At 71.9% G+C, this 21,119-nt stretch carries 19 protein-coding genes; 13 read left to right on the top strand and 6 right to left on the bottom strand.

Going from position 1 to position 21,119, the window contains the following annotated elements; genetic code table 11:
* Nucleotides 1–29: 29 nt before the first annotated feature.
* The gene (locus AQI94_RS28380) at nucleotides 30–611 is read right to left on the bottom strand and encodes a histidine phosphatase family protein (protein WP_031051657.1); all 582 of its coding nucleotides are present in this window, start codon (nucleotides 609–611) and stop codon (nucleotides 30–32) included.
* Between the two features lie 250 nt (nucleotides 612–861).
* On the opposite strand from AQI94_RS28380, the gene AQI94_RS28375 reads away from it, so the two are divergent.
* Both AQI94_RS28375 and AQI94_RS28370 read left to right on the top strand, forming a co-directional pair.
* Nucleotides 862–1,080: a CbtB domain-containing protein gene (locus AQI94_RS28375; RefSeq protein WP_031051659.1), complete on the top strand. Its 219-nt coding sequence runs from the start codon at nucleotides 862–864 to the stop codon at nucleotides 1,078–1,080.
* A 16-nt stretch (nucleotides 1,081–1,096) separates the two neighbouring features.
* Nucleotides 1,097–1,840, top strand: coding sequence for a CbtA family protein (locus tag AQI94_RS28370; protein ID WP_031051661.1), 744 nt, complete (start codon nucleotides 1,097–1,099; stop codon nucleotides 1,838–1,840).
* Between the two features lie 36 nt (nucleotides 1,841–1,876).
* On the opposite strand, the gene AQI94_RS28365 is transcribed toward AQI94_RS28370, so the two are convergent.
* From AQI94_RS28365 to AQI94_RS28355, 3 genes are all read right to left on the bottom strand, one after another.
* Nucleotides 1,877–2,281 (bottom strand): hypothetical protein, encoded by a 405-nt coding sequence (locus AQI94_RS28365; protein WP_031051663.1) that lies wholly within the window; start codon nucleotides 2,279–2,281, stop codon nucleotides 1,877–1,879.
* A 624-nt stretch (nucleotides 2,282–2,905) separates the two neighbouring features.
* Nucleotides 2,906–4,438 (bottom strand): helix-turn-helix domain-containing protein, encoded by a 1,533-nt coding sequence (locus AQI94_RS28360; protein WP_031051665.1) that lies wholly within the window; start codon nucleotides 4,436–4,438, stop codon nucleotides 2,906–2,908.
* A 648-nt stretch (nucleotides 4,439–5,086) separates the two neighbouring features.
* Nucleotides 5,087–5,998: a MerR family transcriptional regulator gene (locus tag AQI94_RS28355; RefSeq protein WP_031048797.1), complete on the bottom strand. Its 912-nt coding sequence runs from the start codon at nucleotides 5,996–5,998 to the stop codon at nucleotides 5,087–5,089.
* A gap of 145 nt (nucleotides 5,999–6,143) precedes the next feature.
* Between AQI94_RS28355 and AQI94_RS28350 the strand changes: the two genes are divergently transcribed.
* The 6 genes from AQI94_RS28350 to AQI94_RS28325 all read left to right on the top strand — a co-directional run bounded on the left by AQI94_RS28350 (nucleotide 6,144) and on the right by AQI94_RS28325 (nucleotide 12,095).
* Complete coding sequence (locus AQI94_RS28350) at nucleotides 6,144–6,764, top strand: L-threonylcarbamoyladenylate synthase (RefSeq protein WP_031048795.1); 621 nt, start codon at nucleotides 6,144–6,146, stop codon at nucleotides 6,762–6,764.
* Nucleotides 6,765–6,896: 132 nt separating this feature from the next.
* Complete coding sequence (locus AQI94_RS28345; RefSeq protein WP_031048791.1) at nucleotides 6,897–7,652, top strand: dienelactone hydrolase family protein; 756 nt, start codon at nucleotides 6,897–6,899, stop codon at nucleotides 7,650–7,652.
* A gap of 177 nt (nucleotides 7,653–7,829) precedes the next feature.
* A complete protein-coding gene (locus AQI94_RS28340; RefSeq protein ID WP_031048789.1) occupies nucleotides 7,830–9,212 on the top strand; it encodes a DEAD/DEAH box helicase in 1,383 nt (460 codons plus the stop codon).
* A 148-nt stretch (nucleotides 9,213–9,360) separates the two neighbouring features.
* A complete protein-coding gene (locus tag AQI94_RS28335) occupies nucleotides 9,361–10,176 on the top strand; it encodes an SAM-dependent methyltransferase (RefSeq protein WP_031048787.1) in 816 nt (271 codons plus the stop codon).
* Nucleotides 10,177–10,513: 337 nt separating this feature from the next.
* Nucleotides 10,514–11,215 (top strand): 2-phosphosulfolactate phosphatase, encoded by a 702-nt coding sequence (locus tag AQI94_RS28330; RefSeq protein ID WP_031048786.1) that lies wholly within the window; start codon nucleotides 10,514–10,516, stop codon nucleotides 11,213–11,215.
* Nucleotides 11,216–11,288: 73 nt separating this feature from the next.
* On the top strand, nucleotides 11,289–12,095 hold the full coding sequence (locus tag AQI94_RS28325; protein WP_225890279.1) for an alpha/beta fold hydrolase: 807 nt from the start codon (nucleotides 11,289–11,291) through the stop codon (nucleotides 12,093–12,095).
* Here AQI94_RS28325 and AQI94_RS28320 read toward each other — a convergent pair.
* Nucleotides 12,055–12,837, bottom strand: coding sequence for an SDR family oxidoreductase (locus tag AQI94_RS28320; protein ID WP_031048783.1), 783 nt, complete (start codon nucleotides 12,835–12,837; stop codon nucleotides 12,055–12,057). The genes AQI94_RS28325 and AQI94_RS28320 overlap by 41 nt on opposite strands.
* Nucleotides 12,838–13,138: 301 nt before the next feature.
* On the opposite strand from AQI94_RS28320, the gene AQI94_RS28315 reads away from it, so the two are divergent.
* From AQI94_RS28315 to AQI94_RS28305, 3 genes are all read left to right on the top strand, one after another.
* Nucleotides 13,139–14,014 (top strand): MHYT domain-containing protein, encoded by an 876-nt coding sequence (locus tag AQI94_RS28315; protein ID WP_031048782.1) that lies wholly within the window; start codon nucleotides 13,139–13,141, stop codon nucleotides 14,012–14,014.
* Between the two features lie 109 nt (nucleotides 14,015–14,123).
* The gene (locus tag AQI94_RS28310; protein ID WP_031048781.1) at nucleotides 14,124–15,632 is read left to right on the top strand and encodes a metallophosphoesterase family protein; all 1,509 of its coding nucleotides are present in this window, start codon (nucleotides 14,124–14,126) and stop codon (nucleotides 15,630–15,632) included.
* A 90-nt stretch (nucleotides 15,633–15,722) separates the two neighbouring features.
* On the top strand, nucleotides 15,723–16,751 hold the full coding sequence (locus AQI94_RS28305; protein ID WP_031048780.1) for an LLM class flavin-dependent oxidoreductase: 1,029 nt from the start codon (nucleotides 15,723–15,725) through the stop codon (nucleotides 16,749–16,751).
* Between the two features lie 463 nt (nucleotides 16,752–17,214).
* On the opposite strand, the gene AQI94_RS28300 is transcribed toward AQI94_RS28305, so the two are convergent.
* A complete protein-coding gene (locus tag AQI94_RS28300; RefSeq protein ID WP_031038216.1) occupies nucleotides 17,215–18,180 on the bottom strand; it encodes a TauD/TfdA dioxygenase family protein in 966 nt (321 codons plus the stop codon).
* Nucleotides 18,181–18,743: 563 nt separating this feature from the next.
* Here AQI94_RS28300 and AQI94_RS28295 point away from each other — a divergent pair.
* Nucleotides 18,744–20,153, top strand: coding sequence for an extracellular solute-binding protein (locus tag AQI94_RS28295; RefSeq protein ID WP_031038218.1), 1,410 nt, complete (start codon nucleotides 18,744–18,746; stop codon nucleotides 20,151–20,153).
* Entirely contained in the window at nucleotides 20,150–21,106 is a 957-nt protein-coding gene (locus tag AQI94_RS28290) for a carbohydrate ABC transporter permease (protein WP_031038221.1), read from the top strand. Before AQI94_RS28295 ends, AQI94_RS28290 begins: the two co-directional genes overlap by 4 nt.
* Nucleotides 21,107–21,119 lie beyond the last annotated feature (13 nt).

Below are 21,119 nucleotides of genomic sequence, written 5' to 3'. Positions count from 1 at the left end.
GCGGCGCGTGCGTCCGCGCGGTCCGTTCTTCAGCGTGGTGCGCGCGGGCCGAGCGGCAGCTCGGCCATGCGCAGATTCCAGCGGCCGCCGCGCCCGGTGAGCTCCACAGTGGACAGCGGCGGGACGTCGACTCTCCAGAACGCCTGATGCGGCGCTCCGAGCGCATGCACCACCGCGGCCCGCGCCGCCGCCTGTTCCACCACCGCCAGCACCCGCCCCGCGTCGGGCGGCAGCGCGTCCAGCCATCCGGCCACCCGGTCGCAGATCCGCGTCACGCTCTCCCCGCCGTGCGGGGCCGCCTCCGGGTCGCCGAGCCAACGGGCCAGTCCCGACGGGTCGGTTGCCGCCACCTCGTCGAGAGTGCGGCCGTACCAGGACCCCATGTCGAGGTCCCGCAGCGCCGGTTGCGCTGTGACGGACTCCCATCCGAGGGTGCGGGCCGTCTCCGTGCAGCGCCGGGAGGGCGCCGAGCAGCGGGTGTCGGCCCGCGGGAGGGTCCCGGCGACGGCCCGCACCCGGTGCAGTGCCCGCTCGTCGAGCGCCGCGTCGCCGAAGCGGACGTCGCGTTCCGTACGGGCGGCCGCGCACAGCAGGGTGAGCCGGACGGTCATGCGGGGCCTTTCGTCGAGTAGCCGGGGGTGGTTCATCGTAGGTGGCGTACGCCATGTTGGCCGCAGCCCCCATTGCCCCTACCATCTGGGACGACAAGGACGACGGCGCCACGGAAGTCCGGTGCAAGCCCGGCACGGTCGCGCCACTGTGTGCCACACCTCGGCGACGAGGTGGTGGTGAGTCAGACCCCACGCCGTCGTCGAGTGCTCCACACGATGCGGGACGCGTTGTTCCCGAGGAGGTCTCGCCATGGCGCAGTCCACTGCCGCCCCCACGCCCACCAACCCTGCCATCACCCCGTTGCCGGTGCGTGCGCTCGTCCCCTGGGCCGTCTTCTTCGGCGTCCTGATGCTGGTCCTGCTGTACTTCGTCGGCGCCGAACAGGGCGCCACCGCACTCGTCTCCGGCGAGGGCGTCCACGAGTGGGTGCACGACGCACGCCACCTGCTCGGCTTCCCCTGCCACTGAGGCGGGGCGGACCATCATGAACTCCACAGTCGTACGCGCCCTGTTGGCGCGCGGCATGCTCGCCGGACTCGGCGCGGGTGTCCTGGCCTTCGTCTTCGCCTACCTGGTCGGGGAGGGTCCGGTGGACGCGGCCATCGCGTTCGAGGAGTCGGGCTCCCACGAGCACGGCGAGGAACTCGTCAGCCGTTCCGTGCAGTCGACCGCCGGGCTGGCCACCGGTGTCCTCGTCTTCGGGGTCGCCATCGGCGGCATCATGGCGCTGGCGTTCTGCTTCGCGCTGGGCCGGATCGGCCGGTTCGGGGCACGGGCGACGGCCGCTCTGGCGGCGCTCGGCGGATTCCTCACCGTCTACCTCGTGCCGACCCTGAAGTATCCGGCGAACCCGCCCGCGGTGGGTGACCCGGACACCATCGACCAGCGCACGGTCCTGTTCGTCCTGATGATCGCGCTCAGCGTGCTCCTCGGGACCGGCGCGGTCCTGCTGGGCCGCAGAATGGCCCCGGCCTGGGGCAACTGGAACGCCTCCACCGCGGCCGGCGTCGCCTTCGTCGCCGCGGTGGCGGTGGCGATGGTCGTCCTGCCCGCCGGGGACAACACCCCGAAGGGCTTCCCGGCCACCGACCTGTGGGAGTTCCGCCTGGCCTCGCTCGGCGTCCAGGCCGTCCTGTGGGCGGCGCTCGGTCTGCTGTTCGGATACCTGGCCGAGCGGGTCCTCGAACCGAGGCCCGTCCAGAACGAGGTCTCCGCGCTCGTCGTCTGACGGTGTGGGTTCCGCCGGGGGCGCGCCTGGCGGAACCTACGACGTGCCCCGCAGGTTCCGGATGGTCCCGCCGAGCTTGTTCCTGGCCTGTTCCAGGTGCTCCGCCTTACTACTGACCACCCACCCGGGGCCGACCAGGTACGTGCCCCCGTAGACACTGGCCGCGTCGAGCCACGCCTCCTTGTACTTCTCCGCGGGGAAGGTGGTGATGCGGTAGTCGGCCCGCTCCGAGTGGCACAGTCCCTCGCGCAACTCGTCCGCCTCGATACGGATCTCGGCCTTGCAGCCGGCCAGTCCGGCGATCACCTCGATCCTGGCCGGGGCCACGATGCCGGCGGCGGGCGCGGCGGAGCTCTTCGACGGTCGCGGGGTACCGGCGGTGTCGTCCTCGCCTCCGCCGCAGGCCGTGACCAGCGCGAGGCTCCCGACGAGGGTGCCCATGCGCAGCGCGGTGATCCGATGATTGCGTCCTCGTCGCGGCACGAACCTCTCCGTATCCAGTCGGCGTACGACTACGCCCTGAGGTACGGAAGATCGGTTACGGTTGTTCAGTCGCCATGCGCCCCGAGCGCGGTTGCTACTGCCCGTGGAGCGTTCCTGGCTCGGGCGGCCCGGCTCCCGCATGCACCGGAGCACGCGCCATCCCGGCGGCGACGCCCTGTCCCCGCAGGACGGAAGGGCCGGACACCCGTCTGTCCGGCCCTTCCGCGCTAGCGGGTCAGCCGCCGTTCAGGCGGGCGCGCAGCAGGTTCTTGCCGGTCTCGGCGGCCTTGCGGCTACTGCTGGTCATTCCGGCCTCCTCCAGCGGTGGACGTTCCGGAGCCGGACGGGTACCCGTCGTCCGCGGGTCAGTCCGCGCCTGGGCGGAAATCCGGGCCGGAGACCGGCGTCCCGGGGCGGGGCGCCGGGCCGGAGACCGGCGTCCCGGGGCGGGGCGCGCGAAGAAACGTCGCAGGGGGCGCGACCGGTCCCCCGTTCCGGTCGTTCCCCCCGCGGTGCCTCGAACCTACGTGACCTGCGCACCCTTGTGAATCGCGTCGATGCCCGCTGTGCGCGGCACAGGACTCACCCGTGCACAGGTGCGTCCGGATGGCCCGGATCGTCCCGGAGCAGGACGGGGTGGTCGAGTTCACCGGCCGCCAGATGGGCCAGGACGACTTCGTACAGGTCGCTGCCCGAGGCGATCAGCCGTCGTTCGAGGACGGGTTCGGCGCTGCGGACGTGTTCACGGACGGTCTGCGCGTGGACGGCCAGTGTCTGCGCGGCCCGTTCCGCGTTGCCGCCTGCGGCGATCCAGCTGCGCAGGGTGCGGCGCAGGTCGCGGGCGTCGCTGTCCAGGCGGCCCAGCAGCTCCCGGGCCCAGGTCTCCAGCGCGGGTCCGGCCAGCAGGTCGCCCAGCCGGACGCGGGTCCGCCGGGGGCCGCCGCGATCGCCCTGTCCGTCGGCGAGGCTGACCTGGGTGCTCAGGGCCAGGTGGACGGTCGCGCGGACGGTCAGATCGGTGAAGTCGGTGCGCAGCAGGGACTCGACGCGTTCCATGCGGGCGCGGACCGTGTTGCGGCTGACGCCGAGGACCTTGGCGGCACTCACGGCGGTGAACTCCAGGCCCAGGCGGGTGGTGGCGAGCAGTTCGGCGCGGGTGTGGTGCGGCAGCCTGTCCAGCGGACGCAGCACGCGGGCGGTCCACTCTCGCAGCGCGGCCGGGTCCATCAGGCGTTCGGGGCGGTTGCGTTCGGCGTACAGGGCGGCCTTGTCGGGGCGTACGCGGGCCACGGCGAGGGCGCTGACCGCCTGACCGTAGGCGGTGGCGGTCCGGGCGAGGTTCTGCCGGGAGCTGCCGCCGAGCAGGGTGCCGGGGGTGCGGTCCACGAGCGAGCGCAGGGCCTCGCTCGCCGCGTCCCCCGGGGTCACGATGATCACGTGCTCGTCCATGGCCGGGCAGCGCACCACCAGGGCGCGGTCGCCGGTCATCCTGAGGCACTCCTCGGCGAGCCGGTCCCGTTGCGCGACGTCACCTTCGAGGACGTAGACGCACGCCGTGTCGGTGTCGAGCAGGCCGGGCCACAGCCCCGCGGCGACGCGGCGCGCCGAGACGATGTCCTCGACCATGAGCAACTGCAGTATGGCCAGGCGCAGATCGGACGTGGCCCGCTTCAGCCGCCGGCCGGCCTCGGTCGTCCCACGGGCGCGCAGCAGGAGTTCGAGGACCTGGACGGTGTGCGTGAGGATGTCGGAGGTGCGCCGGTCGAAGGGGTCCGGGCGGGCCACCGCGAGTACCCCGGCTCCGCCGGAAGCCGGGTTCGCATGCTCGACCCTGACCAGGCGCAGGTGGCTGCCCTCGTCCGCCGTGGCCGCGGAGGCGATGCGACCGGCGAGGATGTCGGCGACCAGGTTCTCGTCCAGCGCCATGGGCGTTCCGGCGACAAGGGTTCCGCTGTCGTCCTGGAGCGCGGCCGTGCCGTCCACGGTCTGCGCGAGCCAGGCGACGACCCGGCGGACGTCACGGCTGGTCGGACGCAGATGGTCGAGGAGCTCCTGGGCCCACGTCGGGCCTCCGGCATCCTCTGCCGCCCGGCTCCCACCCGCCTGACCTGCCACGTCACCCTTCTCCTCGCCCCTCGCGTCCTTCATCGCGCACCGCTCGGGACGTTACCTCACCTGCGGCGGACGGGCGCTGCGCGGGACGCGGTCCGGTGGGGAGGGTGGGGGCGCTGAGGTGTCCCTGGCGGCACTGGTGTGTCCCTGGCGCGGGGATGGCGGTGCAGTGGCGGACAGGTGGGCGGCGGCGGTTGCGGGCCCTGCGGCGGCGGGGGCGGGGTTGGCGGTGGCGGGCCGTCCGGCGGGAGGTGGTGTTGCCGGTGGCGGGCCCTCCGACAGGACGCGGCGTTGCCGGCGGTGAGCCCTCCGACAGGACGCGGCGTTGCCGGCGGTGAGCCCTCCGACAGGACGCGGCGTTGCCGGCGGTGAGCCCTCCGACAGGAGACGGTGTCGCCGACCGCCAGCCCTCCGACAGGAGACGGTGTCGCCGACCGCCAGCCCTCCGACAGGACGCGACATTGCTGGCGGTGGGCCCCCGGCAGGACACGGCGTGTCGGTGGCGGGCCGCGAAATGCCGTTCGGATCGGCCTTGTTCGGCCCGGCACGATCCGCCGCTGGGCCGGATGGCGAGGCCGGGCGGCCCGCTCTCCCCGGACTCTCCCCCCCGGACGGGCTCATCCACCGCACTCCACAGCTCGGCCCACGCCGCTAGGCCGTCCGCACCCGGAGCGCGATCGTCGACCAGGCGAGGGCAGGGGCGAGGCGGGCCGGCGGGGGCCATGCGTTGATGAGGGCGAGGAGTTCCGTGTAGCGGTCCCTGCGCGGATCGTGCGCGGTCTCCAGACGGGTCAGCAGGTGGTGGCGCAGGGCGGTGTCGTCGGGGCGGTCCAGCGTGCGGGCGCAGTGTGCGGAGAGTGCCGTGACGAGGGGGTCGGCCTCGGGTGACTCCGGCGCGATCCCCGCGTCGAGGGCGGGTTGCGCGTGTTCCCGGGCCAGGGCGGCGACGTCGGGGCGCGGCGGCGTGGAGGCGCCGTAGCAGTGGGCCCGCGCGGTGCGCCGCAGGCCGGCCCGGAAGTCCGGGTCCAGGGCGAGTTCGGCCAGCTCGATCCACGCCCGCAGTTGTTCTTCCGTGGGCCGGTCGGGGAGTTCCGGGGTCAGGGAGCGGCGGACGGCCGCGCAGCCGGGGTCCGGGAACACGGCGTCGAGGAAGTCGTCGACCAGGCGGCGGCGTTCGGCCTCGGGCATTCGGGCCAGTTCGTGCATGCGGTGGGTCTCCTCGGGTGTGGGCCTTCGTCGTGCCACGGCGGTCAGTACCGCCCGTCTCAGCCGCAGGACGCCGATCTGGACGTCCAGCGCCGCGGCGTGCTGTGCGGCGACCTCGTCCAGGGCCAGTCCACGGTCGAGGACCTGCCGGATCGCGTCGAGGCCGAGGCCCAGTTCGCGCAGTGTCCGTACGAAGGCGAGCCGGGTGACGGCCTCGGGGCCGTAGCGGCGGTGGCCGGCGTGGGTGCGGTCGGCGGGCGTCACGATGCCCTCGTCGGAGTAGAAACGGATCGTCTTCACCGTCAGCCCGGTCTGCCGGGCCAGGTCACCGATCGAGAGGAGCGTGCCGTCGTCCATGAGCTCATCCTGCGGTCTCCCCCTGCGGGAGACTCAACCCGGGCGCACGCGAAACGAAAGGGGAAGGAGGCACGAGTCTCCCCGCGCCGTTCGACGGCACCCCGCCCTGCGTCGCCGCCGGGTGCCGACGGCATAAGCTCGACCAATGGCGAAGTACTTCGACGTGCACCCCGACAACCCGCAACCCCGCACCATCTCCCAGATCGCCGAGAGCATCCGCTCGGACGCGCTGATCGCGTATCCGACGGACTCCTGCTACGCGCTCGGGTGCCGGCTGGGCAGCCGTGACGGCATCGACCGGATCCGGACCATCCGGCGTCTGGACGACCGGCACCACTTCACCCTCGTCTGCCAGGACTTCGCGCAGCTCGGCCAGTTCGTACGGGTCGACAAGGACGTGTTCCGCGCGATCAAGGCATCGACGCCCGGCAGTTACACCTTCATCCTCCCGGCGACGAAGGAGGTGCCGCGCATGCTCCAGCACCCGAAGAAGAAGACGGTCGGCGTGCGCATCCCCGACCATGTCGTCACTCAGGCGCTGCTCGCCGAGCTCGGGGAGCCGCTGCTGTCCAGCACCCTGCTCCTGCCCGACGAGGAGGAGCCGATGACCCAGGGCTGGGAGATCAAGGACCGTCTCGACCATGTGCTGGACGCGGTCGTCGACTCCGGCGACTGCGGCACCGAGCCGACGACCGTGATCGACTTCTCGGGCGGTGAGGCGGAGATCGTGCGGCACGGCGCGGGTGACACCAGCCGGTTCGAGTAATTCGAGTAAAGCGGCTCTCAAGCGGGAGGGGGCAGCGACGGCCGGTTGGATGGTACGTGCAAGCATGTGCCCCGGCCCGGTCCCGCCGGGCCGGCGACCTGCTCGCCGTCGCACGCGCAGAGAGGCACCCCCATGACCTCCGTATCGGGAACCGCCGTCGACATCCCCACCGAGGACGGCGTCGCCGACGCCTATCTCGCCCACCCGGGCGACGGGGTGCCCCGGCCGGCCGTCCTGCTCTTCCAGGACGCCTTCGGGCTGCGCCCCCAGCTAAGGTCGATGGCCGACCGGCTCGCCGAGGCCGGCTACACGGTCCTCGTACCCAACCTCTTCTACCGCCACGGACCCGCGCCGGTCTTCGACCTGCCCGAGTTCATCGACCCGGACGCGCGGCCGGAGATCTTCGAGAAGATCGTGCCGGTCATGCGGGCGCTGACGCCCGAACTCGCGATGCGGGACGCCGGGGCGTATCTGCGCTGGCTGGCCGATCGCCCCGAGGTCGCCGACGGTCCGGTCGCCCTCACCGGCTACTGCATGGGCGCACGGCTGTCCCTGCTCACCGCCGGCACCTATCCGGAGCGGGTGGCCGCGGCGGCCGGATTCCACGGGGGACGCCTGGCGACCGACGCTCCGGACAGCCCGCACCTGGTGGCCGGGCGCATCACCGCCGAGCTGTACTTCGGTCACGCCGACGGCGACCCGTCACTGCCTCCCGAGCAGATCGAGCGTCTCGCCACCGCGCTGACCGAGGCCAAGGTCCGCCACCGGTTCGAGGTCTACGACGGAGCCCCGCACGGTTTCACCCAGGCCGACACCGCCTCGTACCACCGCGAGGGCGACGAGCGGCACTGGGCCGCACTGCTCGACCTGCTCAAGCGCGCGTTCTAAGAACGCCGCGGTGGGGCCGCAGCCGTCTCGGCTGCGGTGGCTGTCCCAGCCGTCGACCAGGGCCGTATCTTCGTCACGCCCGGACCCACCATCACTTTGTGTTACCGTTTATCGTTTGCGCGCTCCTGACTTCCTGCCGGGCCTTCCTCGGTACGTCCCCTCTGCGGAAGGCTCTTCATGGACCACCCTGAGCACCCCGACCGTCCCGGCACGGCCTCCCCTGCCGCCTCCTTCGCCGATCTGGCGCTCCCGGCCCCGGTGCTGCGCACCCTCGGTGAGCACGGGGTGCGTGAGCCCTTCCCGATCCAGGCGGCCACGCTGCCCGACGCCCTCGCGGGACGTGACGTCCTGGGGCGCGGGCGGACCGGTTCGGGCAAGACGCTCGCGTTCGGCCTCCCGTTGCTCGTCCGGACGGCCGGGCAGCGTGCGGAGGCGAAGCAGCCCCTCGCTCTGATCCTGGTGCCGACCCGGGAGCTCGCCCAGCAGGTCGGCGAGGCACTGGCGCCCTACGCCGAGGCCCTGGGACTGCGGATGGCCGCGGTCGTGGGCGGGATGTCGATCGGCCGGCAGATCGCCGCGTTGCGGGACGGGGCCGAGGTCGTCGTCGCCACCCCCGGCCGGCTGCACGACCTCGTCGAGCGCAAGGCCTGCCGCCTGGGGCGGGTGCGGATCACCGTCCTCGACGAGGCCGACCAGATGTGCGACCTGGGCTTCCTGCCGCAGGTCACGGAGGTCCTCGACCAGGTGCGGCCCGAGGGCCAGCGGATGCTGTTCTCGGCCACCCTGGACCGCGATGTCGACCACCTGGTGAGCCGCTACCTGACTGAGCCCGTCGTCCACTCGGTCGACCCGGCCGCGGGCGCCGTCACGACGATGGATCACCATGTCCTGGTCGTCCACGGCCCCGACCGGTACGCCGTCACGACCGAGATCGCCGCCCGCGACGGCCGTGTGCTGCTGTTCCTGGACACCAAGCACGGTGTCGACCAGCTCACCCGGCACCTGCGGGGCAGCGGAGTGCACGCCGCGGCCCTGCACAGCGGCAAGTCGCAGCCGCAGCGCACCCGCACTCTCGCCCAGTTCAAGAACGGGCAGGTCACCGTCCTGGTCGCCACCAACGTCGCCGCCCGTGGCCTGCACGTCGACGACCTGGACCTCGTGGTGAACGTGGATCCGCCCACCGACGCCAAGGACTATCTGCACCGCGCGGGCCGGACCGCCCGGGCGGGCGAGTCCGGACGCGTCGTGACCCTGGTGCTGTCGGGTCAGCGCCGCGAGACGAGCCGTCTGATGGCCGAGGCCGGCATCGAGCCGACGGTCACCAAGGTGCGCTCGGGCGAGGCACAGCTGAGCCGGATCACCGGGGCCAAGGCACCCTCCGGCACCCCGCTCGACGGCGGGCCCGCCGTGCCCCGGCCCAAGAACACCAACGCCCCCTTCCGCGGACTGGGCACCAGCAAGGACACCTCCCGCGGCACCGGCGGCAAGTCCCGCAAGGCCGGCGAGGCCCGCAAGCTGGCCGAGGCCCGCAGGGCGGCCCAGGTGCGGCGCGGCGGCTGAACGCCCGGGCCCGGCGCCGACAGATCCTGGATGCGACGGCGGTCTCCCGGCCGCCGACCCCGAATCCCGAACCGCCAGGCGGGCCAAGGGTGTTCGGGCATAGGTTGGGGTGTGCACGATCGACGCCTCGGCTGAAGGACGGACGCTCATGACCGACCAGGTGACGACGCCCGAGCCCGCAGAACATCCGGAGATCGACACCTCGGTGCCGCACTCCGCGCGCATCTGGAACCACTGGCTCGGCGGCACGGACAACTACCCCGTCGACAGGGCGGCCGGCGACGCCTACACCGCCGTCTTCCCCGGCATCGTCACGATCGCCCGCGGCAGCCGCGCCTTCCTGCGTCGCACCATCACCCATCTGGTGTCCGAGGCGGGCGTACGGCAGTTCCTCGACGTCGGCACCGGTCTGCCGACCGCGCGCAACACCCACGAGGTCGCGCAGGCGATCGCCCCCGACGCCCGGATCGTCCACGTCGACAACGACCCGATGGTCCTGGCACACGCCCGCGCCCTGCTCACGTCCACCCGCGAGGGCGCCACGGTCTACATCGAGGCCGACGCGACGGACCCCGACCGTATCCTCGCGGCCGCCGCCGAGACGCTGGACCTGGACCGGCCGGTCGCGCTCATCCTCAGCAACATCCTGGGACACATCGCCGACGACGACCAGGCCCGCTCGATCGTCACCCGGCTGATGGGCGCCCTGCCGTCGGGCAGTCACCTCTGCGTCAACGACGGCTCGCTCGGCGTCGACCCGGTCTTCGAACAGGCCCAGGACGCCTACAACAACAGCGGCGCCGTCCCGTACGTCCTGCGCGGAGTCGACGACATCACCCGGTTCTTCGACGGCCTGGAACTCCTCGCACCGGGCGTCGTCCCGGTCACACAGTGGTGCCCGGACCCCGGCTCCCCCACCCCGGAGGTCGTGGCCGAGCACGGCGGCCTGGCCCGCAAGCCTTGACGGGAGGGCACGGTCACGTGAAGGGGGCCGTGGCCAACCCCGCGACCTGTTGAGCCGGTGGAGGCCCGGGCCACGCGTGCGAGGCGACCGCTGCCCACGGCTCCCCGTTCGTCCGAGCGCGTCCGGCCGGCGGGAGCCGAACAAGCCGCCTTCTCCGACTGGGGCGCCTGCTGAAGGGCGTACCCACCGTCGCCCGAGCACATCCCGGACACCCCACCGCCAGTACCCGGCGACCCACGCGGCCCCGACGACGCTCAGCCTGCCGCTCGCCCCCGACACCCACCACCTGTTCCCATTCGCCGGACGCGTACGGCCGCCCCGGGGCACCATGTGCCGGATGCGTACTCATTTGCTCGGCATACCGGAGTTGACGCGCACTCCCGCCGTCGCCGTCGTCATCGATGTACTGCGTGCGTTCTCGGTGGCCGCATGGGCCTTCGCCGGGGGCGCCGAGAGGATCGTGCTGGCCTCCTCGGAGGACGAGGCGCTGGAGCTCAAGGACCGTCATCCGGGCTGGCTGGCCCTCAAGGACGGTCCGCCCGCACCCGGCTTCGACGCGGTCAACTCCCCGGCCATGCTGGCGCTGCACGACCTCCCGGGCCGCACGATCGTGCAGAAGACGACCTCGGGCACGGTGGGCGCCCTGGCGGTGGCCGACGCCCGGCTGCTGCTGTGCGCGAGTTTCGTCGTGGCCGGCGCGACCGCACGGCTGCTGCGTGAGCGCGGTGCGCAGGAGGTGACCTTCGTCGTCACCGGCGAGGAGGGACGGGCCGAGGAGGATCGCGCGTGTGCCGAGTACATCGGGCGGTGCGTCGAGTCCCCCGAGGTGGCGGCGGAACCGTATCTCCGCCGTGCGCGGGACTCCCGCTGGGCGGCCTCGCTGGCGCAGGGTGCGCGGCAGGGCCTGCCGGGAATCCACCCGGACGACGTCCGCCTCTGCCTGCAGACCGACCGGTTTCCGTTCGCCATGGTCGCGCGCCGCGAGGGCGCGCTGATGGTGCTGCGGCCGGTGTCCGCGCCGGTAACACCGGCCCGATGACACCGGCCCGATGACTTCGGCGTCCGCGCAAGGTCTTCCTCACGACGACTTCCGCAGAAGGGGTGTGACGACCGTGCCGAACAGTTCCGCGTACGCCAAGGTCAACGGCTTGGAGATGTACTACGAGACCCACGGCGCCGCCTCCGGCGGAAGCCGTCCGCTGGTACTGCTGCACGGCGGTGGCCTCACCGTCGATCTGACCTTCTCCGCCGTACTGCCCACTCTGGCAGCCGACCGGCCGGTCGTGGCTCCCGAGCTCCAGGGGCACGGCCACACCGCCGACATCGACCGCGAGATGACGGTGTCGCAGCTGGCCGCGGACGTCGTGGCACTGCTCGACGAACTCGGCATCCGGCAGGCCGACGTGCTGGGCTTCAGCCTCGGCGGCCTGGCCGCGCTGGAGGTCGCGGTCCGGCACCCGGAGCGGGTGGGACGGCTCGCCCTCGCCGCCACCATGTACGCCCAGGACGGGGTCCACGACGAGGTCCGCGTCCCGGACTACAGCTCACCCCGGCTGCCCGGCCAGGACGACTTCCAGGAGATGGCCGACGCCTACGCGGCCACCGCACCCCACCCCGAGCACTTCCAGGACTTCCTCGCCAAGGTCTCGGCGACCGCGCACGCCCCGCTGCCCTGGACCGCCGACGACCTGCGCGGGCTGCGGGTGCCCACCCTGCTGCTCGTCGGCGACACCGACTTCGTACGGCTGGAGCACGCCGCCGAGATGCACCGGCTGATCCCCGAAGCGCAGTTGGCGGTTCTGCCGGCCACCACCCACATGACCCTCATGCAGCGGACGTCTCTGTTGCTGCCGCTGTTGGGCGAGTTCTTCGAACGCCCTACGCCAGACCGCCGTTGCTCTTCAGCAGCTGACCGTTGACCCACTGCCCCTCGCGTGAGCACAGGAAGTCGACCAGATGGGCGGTGTCCTGCGGGGTGCCGAGGCGGCCGAGCGGGGTGGCGTCGAGGCAGTGCGCGCGGACCTCCTCAGTCATCCAACCGGTGTCGACGGGACCCGGGTTGACGACGTTGGCGGTCACTCCGAGGTGGGCGAGTTCGTGGGCGGCGGCCAGGGTGATGCGGTCCATGGCCCCCTTGCTCGCCCCGTAGGGCAGGTTCCCGACGGTGTGGTCGCTGGTGAGGCTGACGATCCGGCCGGTACCGCGCTCCGCGCCGAAGCGGCGGCCGAACTCGCGGATGAGCAGCCAGGTCGCGCGCGTGTTGACCGCGAAGTGCCGGTCGAAGCTCTCCACGGTGGTGTCGAGCAGGCCGGAGTCGACCGACTCGCAGTGGCTCAGCACCAGCGCGGTGACGGGGCCGAGCCGTCGCTCCGCCTCGTCGAAGACCCGGGCCGGCGTCCGGGGGTCGGCGAGGTCCGCCTCGATGGCGGCGGTGGCCGCGCCCCGCTCGGACAGACTCGTCTCGATCGTCCGGGTCGCGTCGGGTTCGGCGCCCCAGGCCATGCGGGTGTCGTACGGGTTCCAGTAGGTGAACGCGATGTCCCACCCCGATGCCGCCAGCCGCCGCGCGATCCCGGCGCCGATGCCGACCGTGCGGCCCACACCGGTGATGAGGGCGAGGGGACGGGTGGTCGAGGGCGGCTGTTCGGTGCGAGTGGTCACGGGGCGGGATGGTTCACGGACGACGGCGGACCGGCAACCGTATTTCCACGTCGAACGGGATCAGTCGAATGGGGTCAGTCGAATAGGATCACCCGTACCGCGCGGATGCTGAAAATTGGCCAACTGTGGCACATCCACGCGCTCCTGGAACGCACTTGGCCGGAACTCGCCCTCATGTGACTTAAGTTCAACAGCGCTCTGCGGGAGTTCACCGCTTACCCGCGGTAATGCCTTGCTTTACCCGATCCTCAGCCGTAACCCTTCCTCCACAACCGGCCAGAACTCTGGGGGGAGTTGGCTTATGGAAGGCACGGTCGACGGGTTCCGCTACGGTGCGGTGACCCCGGTCGCCGCCTACCTCATGGCGTGCCTCGGAGGGGCTCTGGGGTTGCGCTGCATCGTGCGCACCCTGCTCAGCACCCAGTCGTGGAAGGCGGGCTGGCTCGCGCTCGGCGCCGCCTCCATCGGCTGCGGCATCTGGACGATGCACTTCATCGCCATGATCGGTTTCCAGGTGGTGGAGACCCGGATCCGCTACGACGCCGGGCTCACGGTCCTCAGTCTCGCGGTGGCGGTCGTCGTCGTGGGCATCGGTGTGTTCATCGTCGGCTATCGCGGCGCCAGCCCGCTGAACCTGTCCTTCGCGGGCGTGGTCACCGGCCTCGGCGTGGCCGCGATGCACTACCTGGGCATGGCGGCACTGCATCTCAACGGGACGATCCGGTACGACGCGGCCGTCGTCGCGCTCTCCGTGGTCATCGCGATCGTCGCGGCGACGGCGGCCCTGTGGGCGGCCGTCACGATCCGCGGTTTCCTCACGAGCCTCGGCGCCAGCCTGATCATGGGCGTCGCCGTGACGGGGATGCACTACACGGGCATGTCCGCGGTCAGCGTCCATGTGCACGACGGGACCGGCGGTTCGTGGGCGGGTGGTTCACCCTCCTCGCTGCTGCTGCCCATGCTCCTGGGACCGGCGATCTTCCTGCTGCTGGCCGGCGTGGTGGTCATGTTCGACCCGCTCCTGGTGCTCGGCGACGGCGAGTGGAACCGCACGTCCGCCACCGCCCGCACCGCGCCACCGTCCGATCCGGCCTTCGAGGATCAGGAGCCCAGGGTGATCCACGCCCGCGCACCGCAGGATCCGCACTGGGCGACGCCGCACGGCCCGAGCAGGTGAGCACCACGCTTCCCGGGGCCCCACGGATCGGGTGATGCCGGGGAGGGGGACCGCCGTGGACCACTCCCCCCCTTCCTGGCCGGTTCTAGATCGTTGTTACGGTGCACCGGTGTCTGACTCCTCACGCGATACCGCCGAAGGCGCCGGCTGGGGCTCCACCCGACTCGGCGAGTACAAGCGGCTGATGCCGCCCGAGGTCGAGAAGATCTCGTGGCTGAACCCGAAGACGCTGTGGGCGGCCCGCAACGGCGTGCTCGCCTCCTGGTTCGGCGATCCCACGGGCCGCACCCGAAGCCGCTGGGTCGCCCAGCGCACGGCGGCCGGCGCCCCCGCCGACAAGGTGATCCGGCGTGCGGATCCGGAGCGGTTCTCGTTCATGGTCATCGGCGACACCGGCGAGGGGGACGACCCCCAGTACGCCGTCGTGCCCGGGTTCTTGAGGATCAGTCAGGACACCCGGTTCGCGGTCGTCGCCAGTGACGTGATCTACCCGGTGGGCAGCGCGGACGACTACGGCACCAAGTTCTTCCGGCCCTATCAGGACTATCCGGCGCCGATCTACGCGATACCCGGCAACCACGACTGGTACGAGGATCTCGGCGCCTTCATGCGCGTCTTCTGCGACGACGCCCCGCCGCTGGACCCCGAGCCCGCACCCCGCCCCCTCACCGGCGCCTGGCTGCGCTCCCTGCTGTGGCACCGCCCGCGTGCGACGGACGGGCAACACCTCGACAAGGCACGCGAGTTGCGTGCGAAGCCGTCCCAACAGGGCGTCCAGCCGGGCCCGTACTGGGCCGTCGACGCCGGACCGTTGCGGATCATCGGCATCGACACCGGGCTGCTCGGCACTCTCGACGCCGAACAGGGCGCCTGGCTGCGCGAGGTGTCCCGGGGCCCGCGCCCGAAGATCCTCATCACGGGTTCACCCCTGTACGTGGACGGCGAGCACCACCCGTGCGCCATCGAGGGCGGCGGCACCGTCGACGACATCGTGCGCGACGCGGAGCACCACTACGTCGCGGCGATAGGCGGCGACATCCACAACTACCAGCGCTATCCGGTCGACGTGGACGGCCGCACCGTCCAGTACGTCGTCTCGGGCGGCGGCGGCGCGTTCATGCACGCCACGCACACCATCCCGCACGTCTCCGTCGCGGACGTCACGGAGAAGGACTTCCGCTGCTATCCGCTGCGCGGCGACTCCCTGGCCTTCTACAGCAGGCTCTACGGCCGCCGGCTGCACCTGCGCCGCTTCTTCACCCTCACCGAGGCCGAGGCCACCGCGGTGATCGCCGAGCGCCTCGGCATCCCGCCCACGCGTGTTCCGGGCGAGGCACCCCGCATCACCTTCCGCACCCGCCTGGTCGCCAGTCTCCTGGGCGCGGGCGGCCGGCCCGACCGCACCTCGCGGTTCCGCCTCCCCGTGCGCAAGATCTACACCCAGCTGTTCTCGCCGAGCTCGGCGACGTACAGCCCGCCGTTCTTCAAGTGCTTCCTGCGGCTGGACGTCACCCCGGAGGCGGTGCGTCTGCGCTGCTTCGCGGCCACCGGCAACCTGGCCCAGGAGATCGACCCGCCGGTCGAGGACGAGGTGACCATCCCCCTGCCCCGAACGTGACCTGAAGAGCCCGGCGATCGGGAACACCAGGTGGGACGGGCTCGTTGGCACTCCCGTACTACTTGATATCTCAAACACCCCGGAGGGCTCGTGCCGTCGACCCCACGCCCGCTGCGCAAGCTGGGCTTCCTGACCATCGGCCTGTTCGACGAGGCGGACCCGCGGCGTGGCCACGAGTCCACACTGGAGATCATCGAGCTGGGCGAGCGGCTCGGCTTCGACAGCGCGTGGCTGCGCCACCGGCATCTCCAGTACGGCATCTCCTCCCCCGTAGCCGTCATGGCGGCGGCTTCGCAGCGCACCAGTCGTATCGAGCTCGGCACGGCGGTGACCCCGCTCGGCTGGGAGAACCCGCTGCGGCTGGCCGAGGACCTGGCGACCGTCGACATCCTGTCCGGCGGCCGGGTCAACCCCGGCGTGAGCGTGGGCCCGCCGATGCACTTCGACGAGGTCAAGGAGGCGCTGTACCCGGACACGGCCGACACCGAGGACTTCTCCTACGAGCGGGTGCGGCGGCTGCTGGACCTCGTACGGGGCAAGCCCGCCAGCGACTTCAGCGGGGTACAGGGCTTCGAGGTCTTCTCGGACCGGGTGCAGCCGCACTCCCCCGGCCTCGGCCGGCGCCTGTGGTACGGCGGCGGCAGCCTGAGCTCCGCGCGCTGGGCCGGTGAGCACGGCATGAACTTCCTGACCAGCAGTGTGGTCAAGGCGGAGGACCGGGAGGGGCCGTACGACTTCGCGGAGATCCAGCTCTCGCACATCCGCGCCTTCCGCGCCGCCCACCCGGACGGTGAGGAGGCCCGGGTGTCCCAGGGGCTCGTCGTCATCCCCACCGACTCGGCCTCGTCGGAGCAGCGCGCGAAATATGAGGAGTACGCGGCCCGGCGCACCCCCCGTACCGCGTCACCGCAGGGTCCGGCACGGTTGATGTTCGCGCCGGACATCGTCGGCACGTCGGCGGAGATCGCCGAACGGCTGCACGCGCACGCCGCGTTCCGCGAGGTGGACGAGGTGGCCTTCGCCCTGCCGTTCACCTTCGAGCACGAGGACTATGTGCAGATCCTCACCGACATGGCGGTCAAACTGGGCCCCGCGCTGGGCTGGCGCCCGGGCGCCTAGCTCCGCCGAACACGTGCCGGGCCGGAGGGGGCACCCCGTCCGGCCCGGGACGCCCTCGGCGAAGTGGCCCAGCCCCGACCGCGGCGTGCTGAGCACACCGTCGCCGCTGTCGGCGGCCCGCATGGTCCAGAAGTCCGGCCGCAGACGTGGGCCGAGCGGCCGGCGTTCCAGGCAGGCCCCGGAACCAGGAACCGGCGGGCGCAGGGCCGGCCGCAGAGACAACCGCCTGCTCAGCAGGCCGAGCAGCCGGGGCCATCGGCACCCCGCCCCGGCCTGCCCCAACCCCTGTCGCGCCCCGGCTCGGCCCGACCCACCGGCCTGCCGGGGCCATGTCCGGCCCGCCGGGGCCATGTCCTCGCCGCTCCCAGCAGACCCCGGCCCGAGCACCCCGCCCAAACCGGCCGCAGCCTCAGCCACCCAACAGCTCCGAGCCCTCGGCCGCCGCCCGCCCCATCACCTCATCTCACCAGCGCCCCACCGCACTCCCCGTGATCGCCTCCGACCGCTTCCCGTCCACCCCCACCGGCACGTCCCCCGCGAGCATCACCCGGTGCATGGTCCGCCGGAAGTCGAGGTGGGCGTTGTCGGAGGGGGCCAGGTGGATGGTGGCGCGGTTGTCCCAGAAGGCCACGCTGCCCGGCTCCCAGCGGAAGCGGACCGTGTACTCCGGCCTGACCGCCTGTTCGAGAAGCAGGTCCAGGACCGCCCGGCTCTCGGCGCGGGAGAGGTCGGCGATCTGCTCGACGTAGTAGCCGTTGACGTAGAGGATCCGCTCCCCGGTCTCGGGGTGCACCCGCACGAGCGGGTGCAGGGAGGCCACCTGGTGGTCCAGGAGGTGGCGGACGTAGGCGTCGTCGCCCGGCCGGGGCTGGTAGCCGACGCCGAGCCGGTGCTCCGCGCGCAGGCCGTCGACGAACTCCCGCACCGGGGCGGACAGTCCGGCGTAGGCGGCCGCGAGGTTGGACCAGGTGGTGTCACCGCCGTAGGGCGGGACGGTCTCGGCGCGCAGCACGGTGGCCGCCGGCGGGTCGACGCGGGCGCCGTGGTCGCAGTGCCAGCCGCGCAGCAGGGTGTGCCGCCGGCGCCGCAGCCACTCCTCGTGCCCCATGCCGAACTTCCCGCCCAGCTCCAGCCGGTCCGCGGTCGTCTCGACCTCCGGGAACTCCGTGGGCGAGGCGCTGCCCCGCTTGCGCAGGACGACGGGCTCGCCGAACCTGCGGGCGAACGCGACGTGCCCGGCGTGGTCGAGCTTCTGTCCCCGGAAGAACACCACCTTCCAGCGCAGCACCGCGGCGCGGATCGCGGCGACCACCGCGTCGTCGAGGTCGTCGGCCAGGTCGACGCCGGTGATCTCGGCTCCGATGTGCCCGGCCACGGGGTTCACCTCGATGCCCGCGTCCCGCTCGGCCGTGCTCTTGTCCGTCGTCATGCGTGCTCCGTTGATCGCCAGGGTCTGTCCGAAGTCCGTGCCCCCGTCGGGCACGTCACCCCTGGTTGACTGCCCAGAGCGGCCGTTCCCTCAACTCCCCGGGAGCCCGGCGCCTTCGTACGGCGCCTCCCTGCGGGCGAACGGCTCCCCCCTGCCCCCTCGACCCGGTGACCGACCGGGAGACCGACGGCCCCGAGGAGTGCCGTCCCTGCCTCAGTCCGGTGACAGCACATCTCTCGACTGACGACGACTGCGGCTCGACGCGGTCGCCACCGGGTCCCGGACTCAGGACGTTCGTGATGCCGCGTACGCGCCGCCCTACGACATCTTCGACCTGCCCCCCATCTGGCTCCTCACCCGCCCCTCGCGGCTGCCGCAGCTCCACGGCCCCATCGGCCGCTCGCCGCCGCCCTCGCCACCGCCCGTGCCGCCGAGGCGGTACGGCCCACACCCTCTGACCTAACTCGTTAAAGGTCAAGGCGTGCAGCACCCTTGACACGGCCGTGGCGGCCTCCCCATCATCTGGGCGTCAACCTTGAGCTAACACGAGTTAGGCACGCTGGATGACCGACTCGCACCTCACCCGTCGCACCCTGCTGCGGTACGGCGCCTACGGCGCGGGAGCCGCCGCGCTCGCCGGCACCGCCGCGAGCTGGGACCGGCTCACCGGAGCCGACATCCCCGGCCGCGACGACGGCTCCCTCGTCGTCGCCACCCTCGGGCCCGCCTACGGCCCGGAGGCGATCCGCACGCTCACCGAGGGCTTCAAGAAGGTCCACCCCGACATCAAGCTGCGGATCAACGCGGTACAGGCCACCGACTGGTCGGACTTCTTCGCGAAGATCCTCACCCAGATCGCGGCGGGCACCGCGCCCGACCTCGTCTATGTCGCGACCGAGGGCGTCCAGCTCTTCGCCCAGCGCCTCGGCGTCGCCCTCGACGCGTGGGTGAAGCGCGACGCGGCCGAGCTGCGCGAGTACTTCGCCGACGTCCATCCCTCGCTGGTCGAGTCGATGATGTACGAGGGCAGCCTGTACCAGCTGCCGGTCGAGTTCAACGCGGCCGACATGTACCTGAACAGCCAGGTGCTGAAGCGGGCGGGCGCGGGCTTCCCGGCGGCCGACTGGACCCGCGACGACTTCACCGAGCTTCTGCGGGACATGAAGAAGTCCAGCGGCTCGCAGTTCACGCCGTATTTCTGGACCAACCGCCTGTGGGGCGGGGTCGTCCCCTGGCTGTTCGCCAACGGCACCAACCTGCTCACCGAGTCCAAGGCGCCGGGCGGCGCGTGGCTGTGGGACGGCTTCTACCCGAGCGCCGCACGCCAGGGCCGCGGGGGCGGCTTCCGGTGGACGACCCCGCAGGCCACGGACGCGCGGGTCGAGGAGTCGTACGACTATCTGGCCTCCCTGATCCAGGAGGGCCTGTGCACCCGCCCCGAGGGCGGCAACGGGCAGAACCTCATCGGGGTGTTCTCCACCGGCCGGGTCGGCGTCACTCCCGCCGGCGGCTTCTGGGCGGGCGGTCTGCACCTCGCCGGAATGGAGCCCGGCAGCTTCGACGTGCAGTACTTCCCCCGCTGGCGGACCCAGCGCATGCAGTACGGGGCCGCCGGATACTCGCTGCTGCGCACGTCGAAGAAGCAGGACGAGGCGTGGGAGTTCATCAAGTTCGCCGCCCGCAGGGACACCCTGATGCGGCTGTTCGAGACCAACCAGACGACCCCGGCCCGCCGTTCGATGCTCACCGCGGACCGTTACCGGGAGAGCGGCCCCCGCCACTGGCAGGTCTTCTACGACACCCTCGACAAGTTCCCCGACACCGGCCCGATCCCGGCGCCGCCGCAGGTCGCCGAGGTCGAGCAGGTGCTGCTCAAGCACACCGGGACCGCCCTGTCCTCGCGGCGCTCGGTGGGCCCGGCGCTGCGCCGGATGCAGAGCGATCTGGAGAAGGCCATGGAGCGTGACGTATGACGAACACCCAGATGCCCGCCGTACGACCGTCACGGCCCGCGACCACGCCCGCCACGGGAGCCGCGCAGCCCTCGGCCCGTGACCGCGGCACCCGGCTGCTGGCCACGCTGTTCCTGGCGCCCACCATCGTCGGCATCGTGGTCTTCACGGTCGTGCCGATCGTCGGCTCGGTCGTGCTGAGCCTCTTCCACTGGAACGTGATCGACTCCCCGCGCTGGGCCGGGGCGGCCAACTACCGTGAGGTCTTCACCGATTCGACCGTCCTGGTCTCCTTCCGCAACACGCTCGTCTTCATGGTGCTCGCGGTGGCCCTCCAGCTGCTGATCGCCCTGGTCCTGGCGCTCGCGGTGAACGGGCGGATGCCCATGTGGCTGCGATCGGTGTTCCGTTCGGCGTTCTTCTTCCCGCTGGTGCTGTCGGCGGCGTCGATCTCGGTGGTGATGAAGTACCTGTTCAACCAGGACTTCGGAGTCGTGAACTGGGTGCTCGGGCAGGTCGGGATCGCCCCGGTGCCCTGGCTGACATCGGAGCACTCGGCGATGGCGGCGGTGATCCTGGTCTACGTCTGGCAGCAGTTCGGGTTCTCGTTCCTGCTGTTCGTGGGAGGGCTCAACAACATCCCCAAGGAGATCCACGAGGCGGCCTCCCTGGACGGGGCGACCGGGCTGCGCAAGCACCTGCACGTGACGCTGCCCCTGCTGTCGCCGACCCTGCTGGTGGCGACCGTGGTCGGGGTCATCAACGCGCTGCAGGTCTTCGAGCAGCCGTACGTCCTGACCGACGGCGGGCCCGGCGACTCCACCCGCACCGTCGTGATGGTCATCTACGAGTCAGCGTTCGAGCAGCTGCGCTTCGGTGAGGCGTCCGCGGTGGGCGTGCTGCTGTTCGTACTGATCATGGCGGTCACCGCCCTCCAGTTCCGGCTCAGCCGGCGTTTCGTCCACTACCAGTGAGCCGGGTGAGTCC

The organism is Streptomyces pseudovenezuelae (genome assembly GCF_001513955.1).
Lineage (GTDB): Bacteria > Actinomycetota > Actinomycetes > Streptomycetales > Streptomycetaceae > Streptomyces > Streptomyces pseudovenezuelae.
Note: the sequence above shows the minus strand (reverse complement) of the source record. Positions and strands in the feature narration are given on the sequence as shown.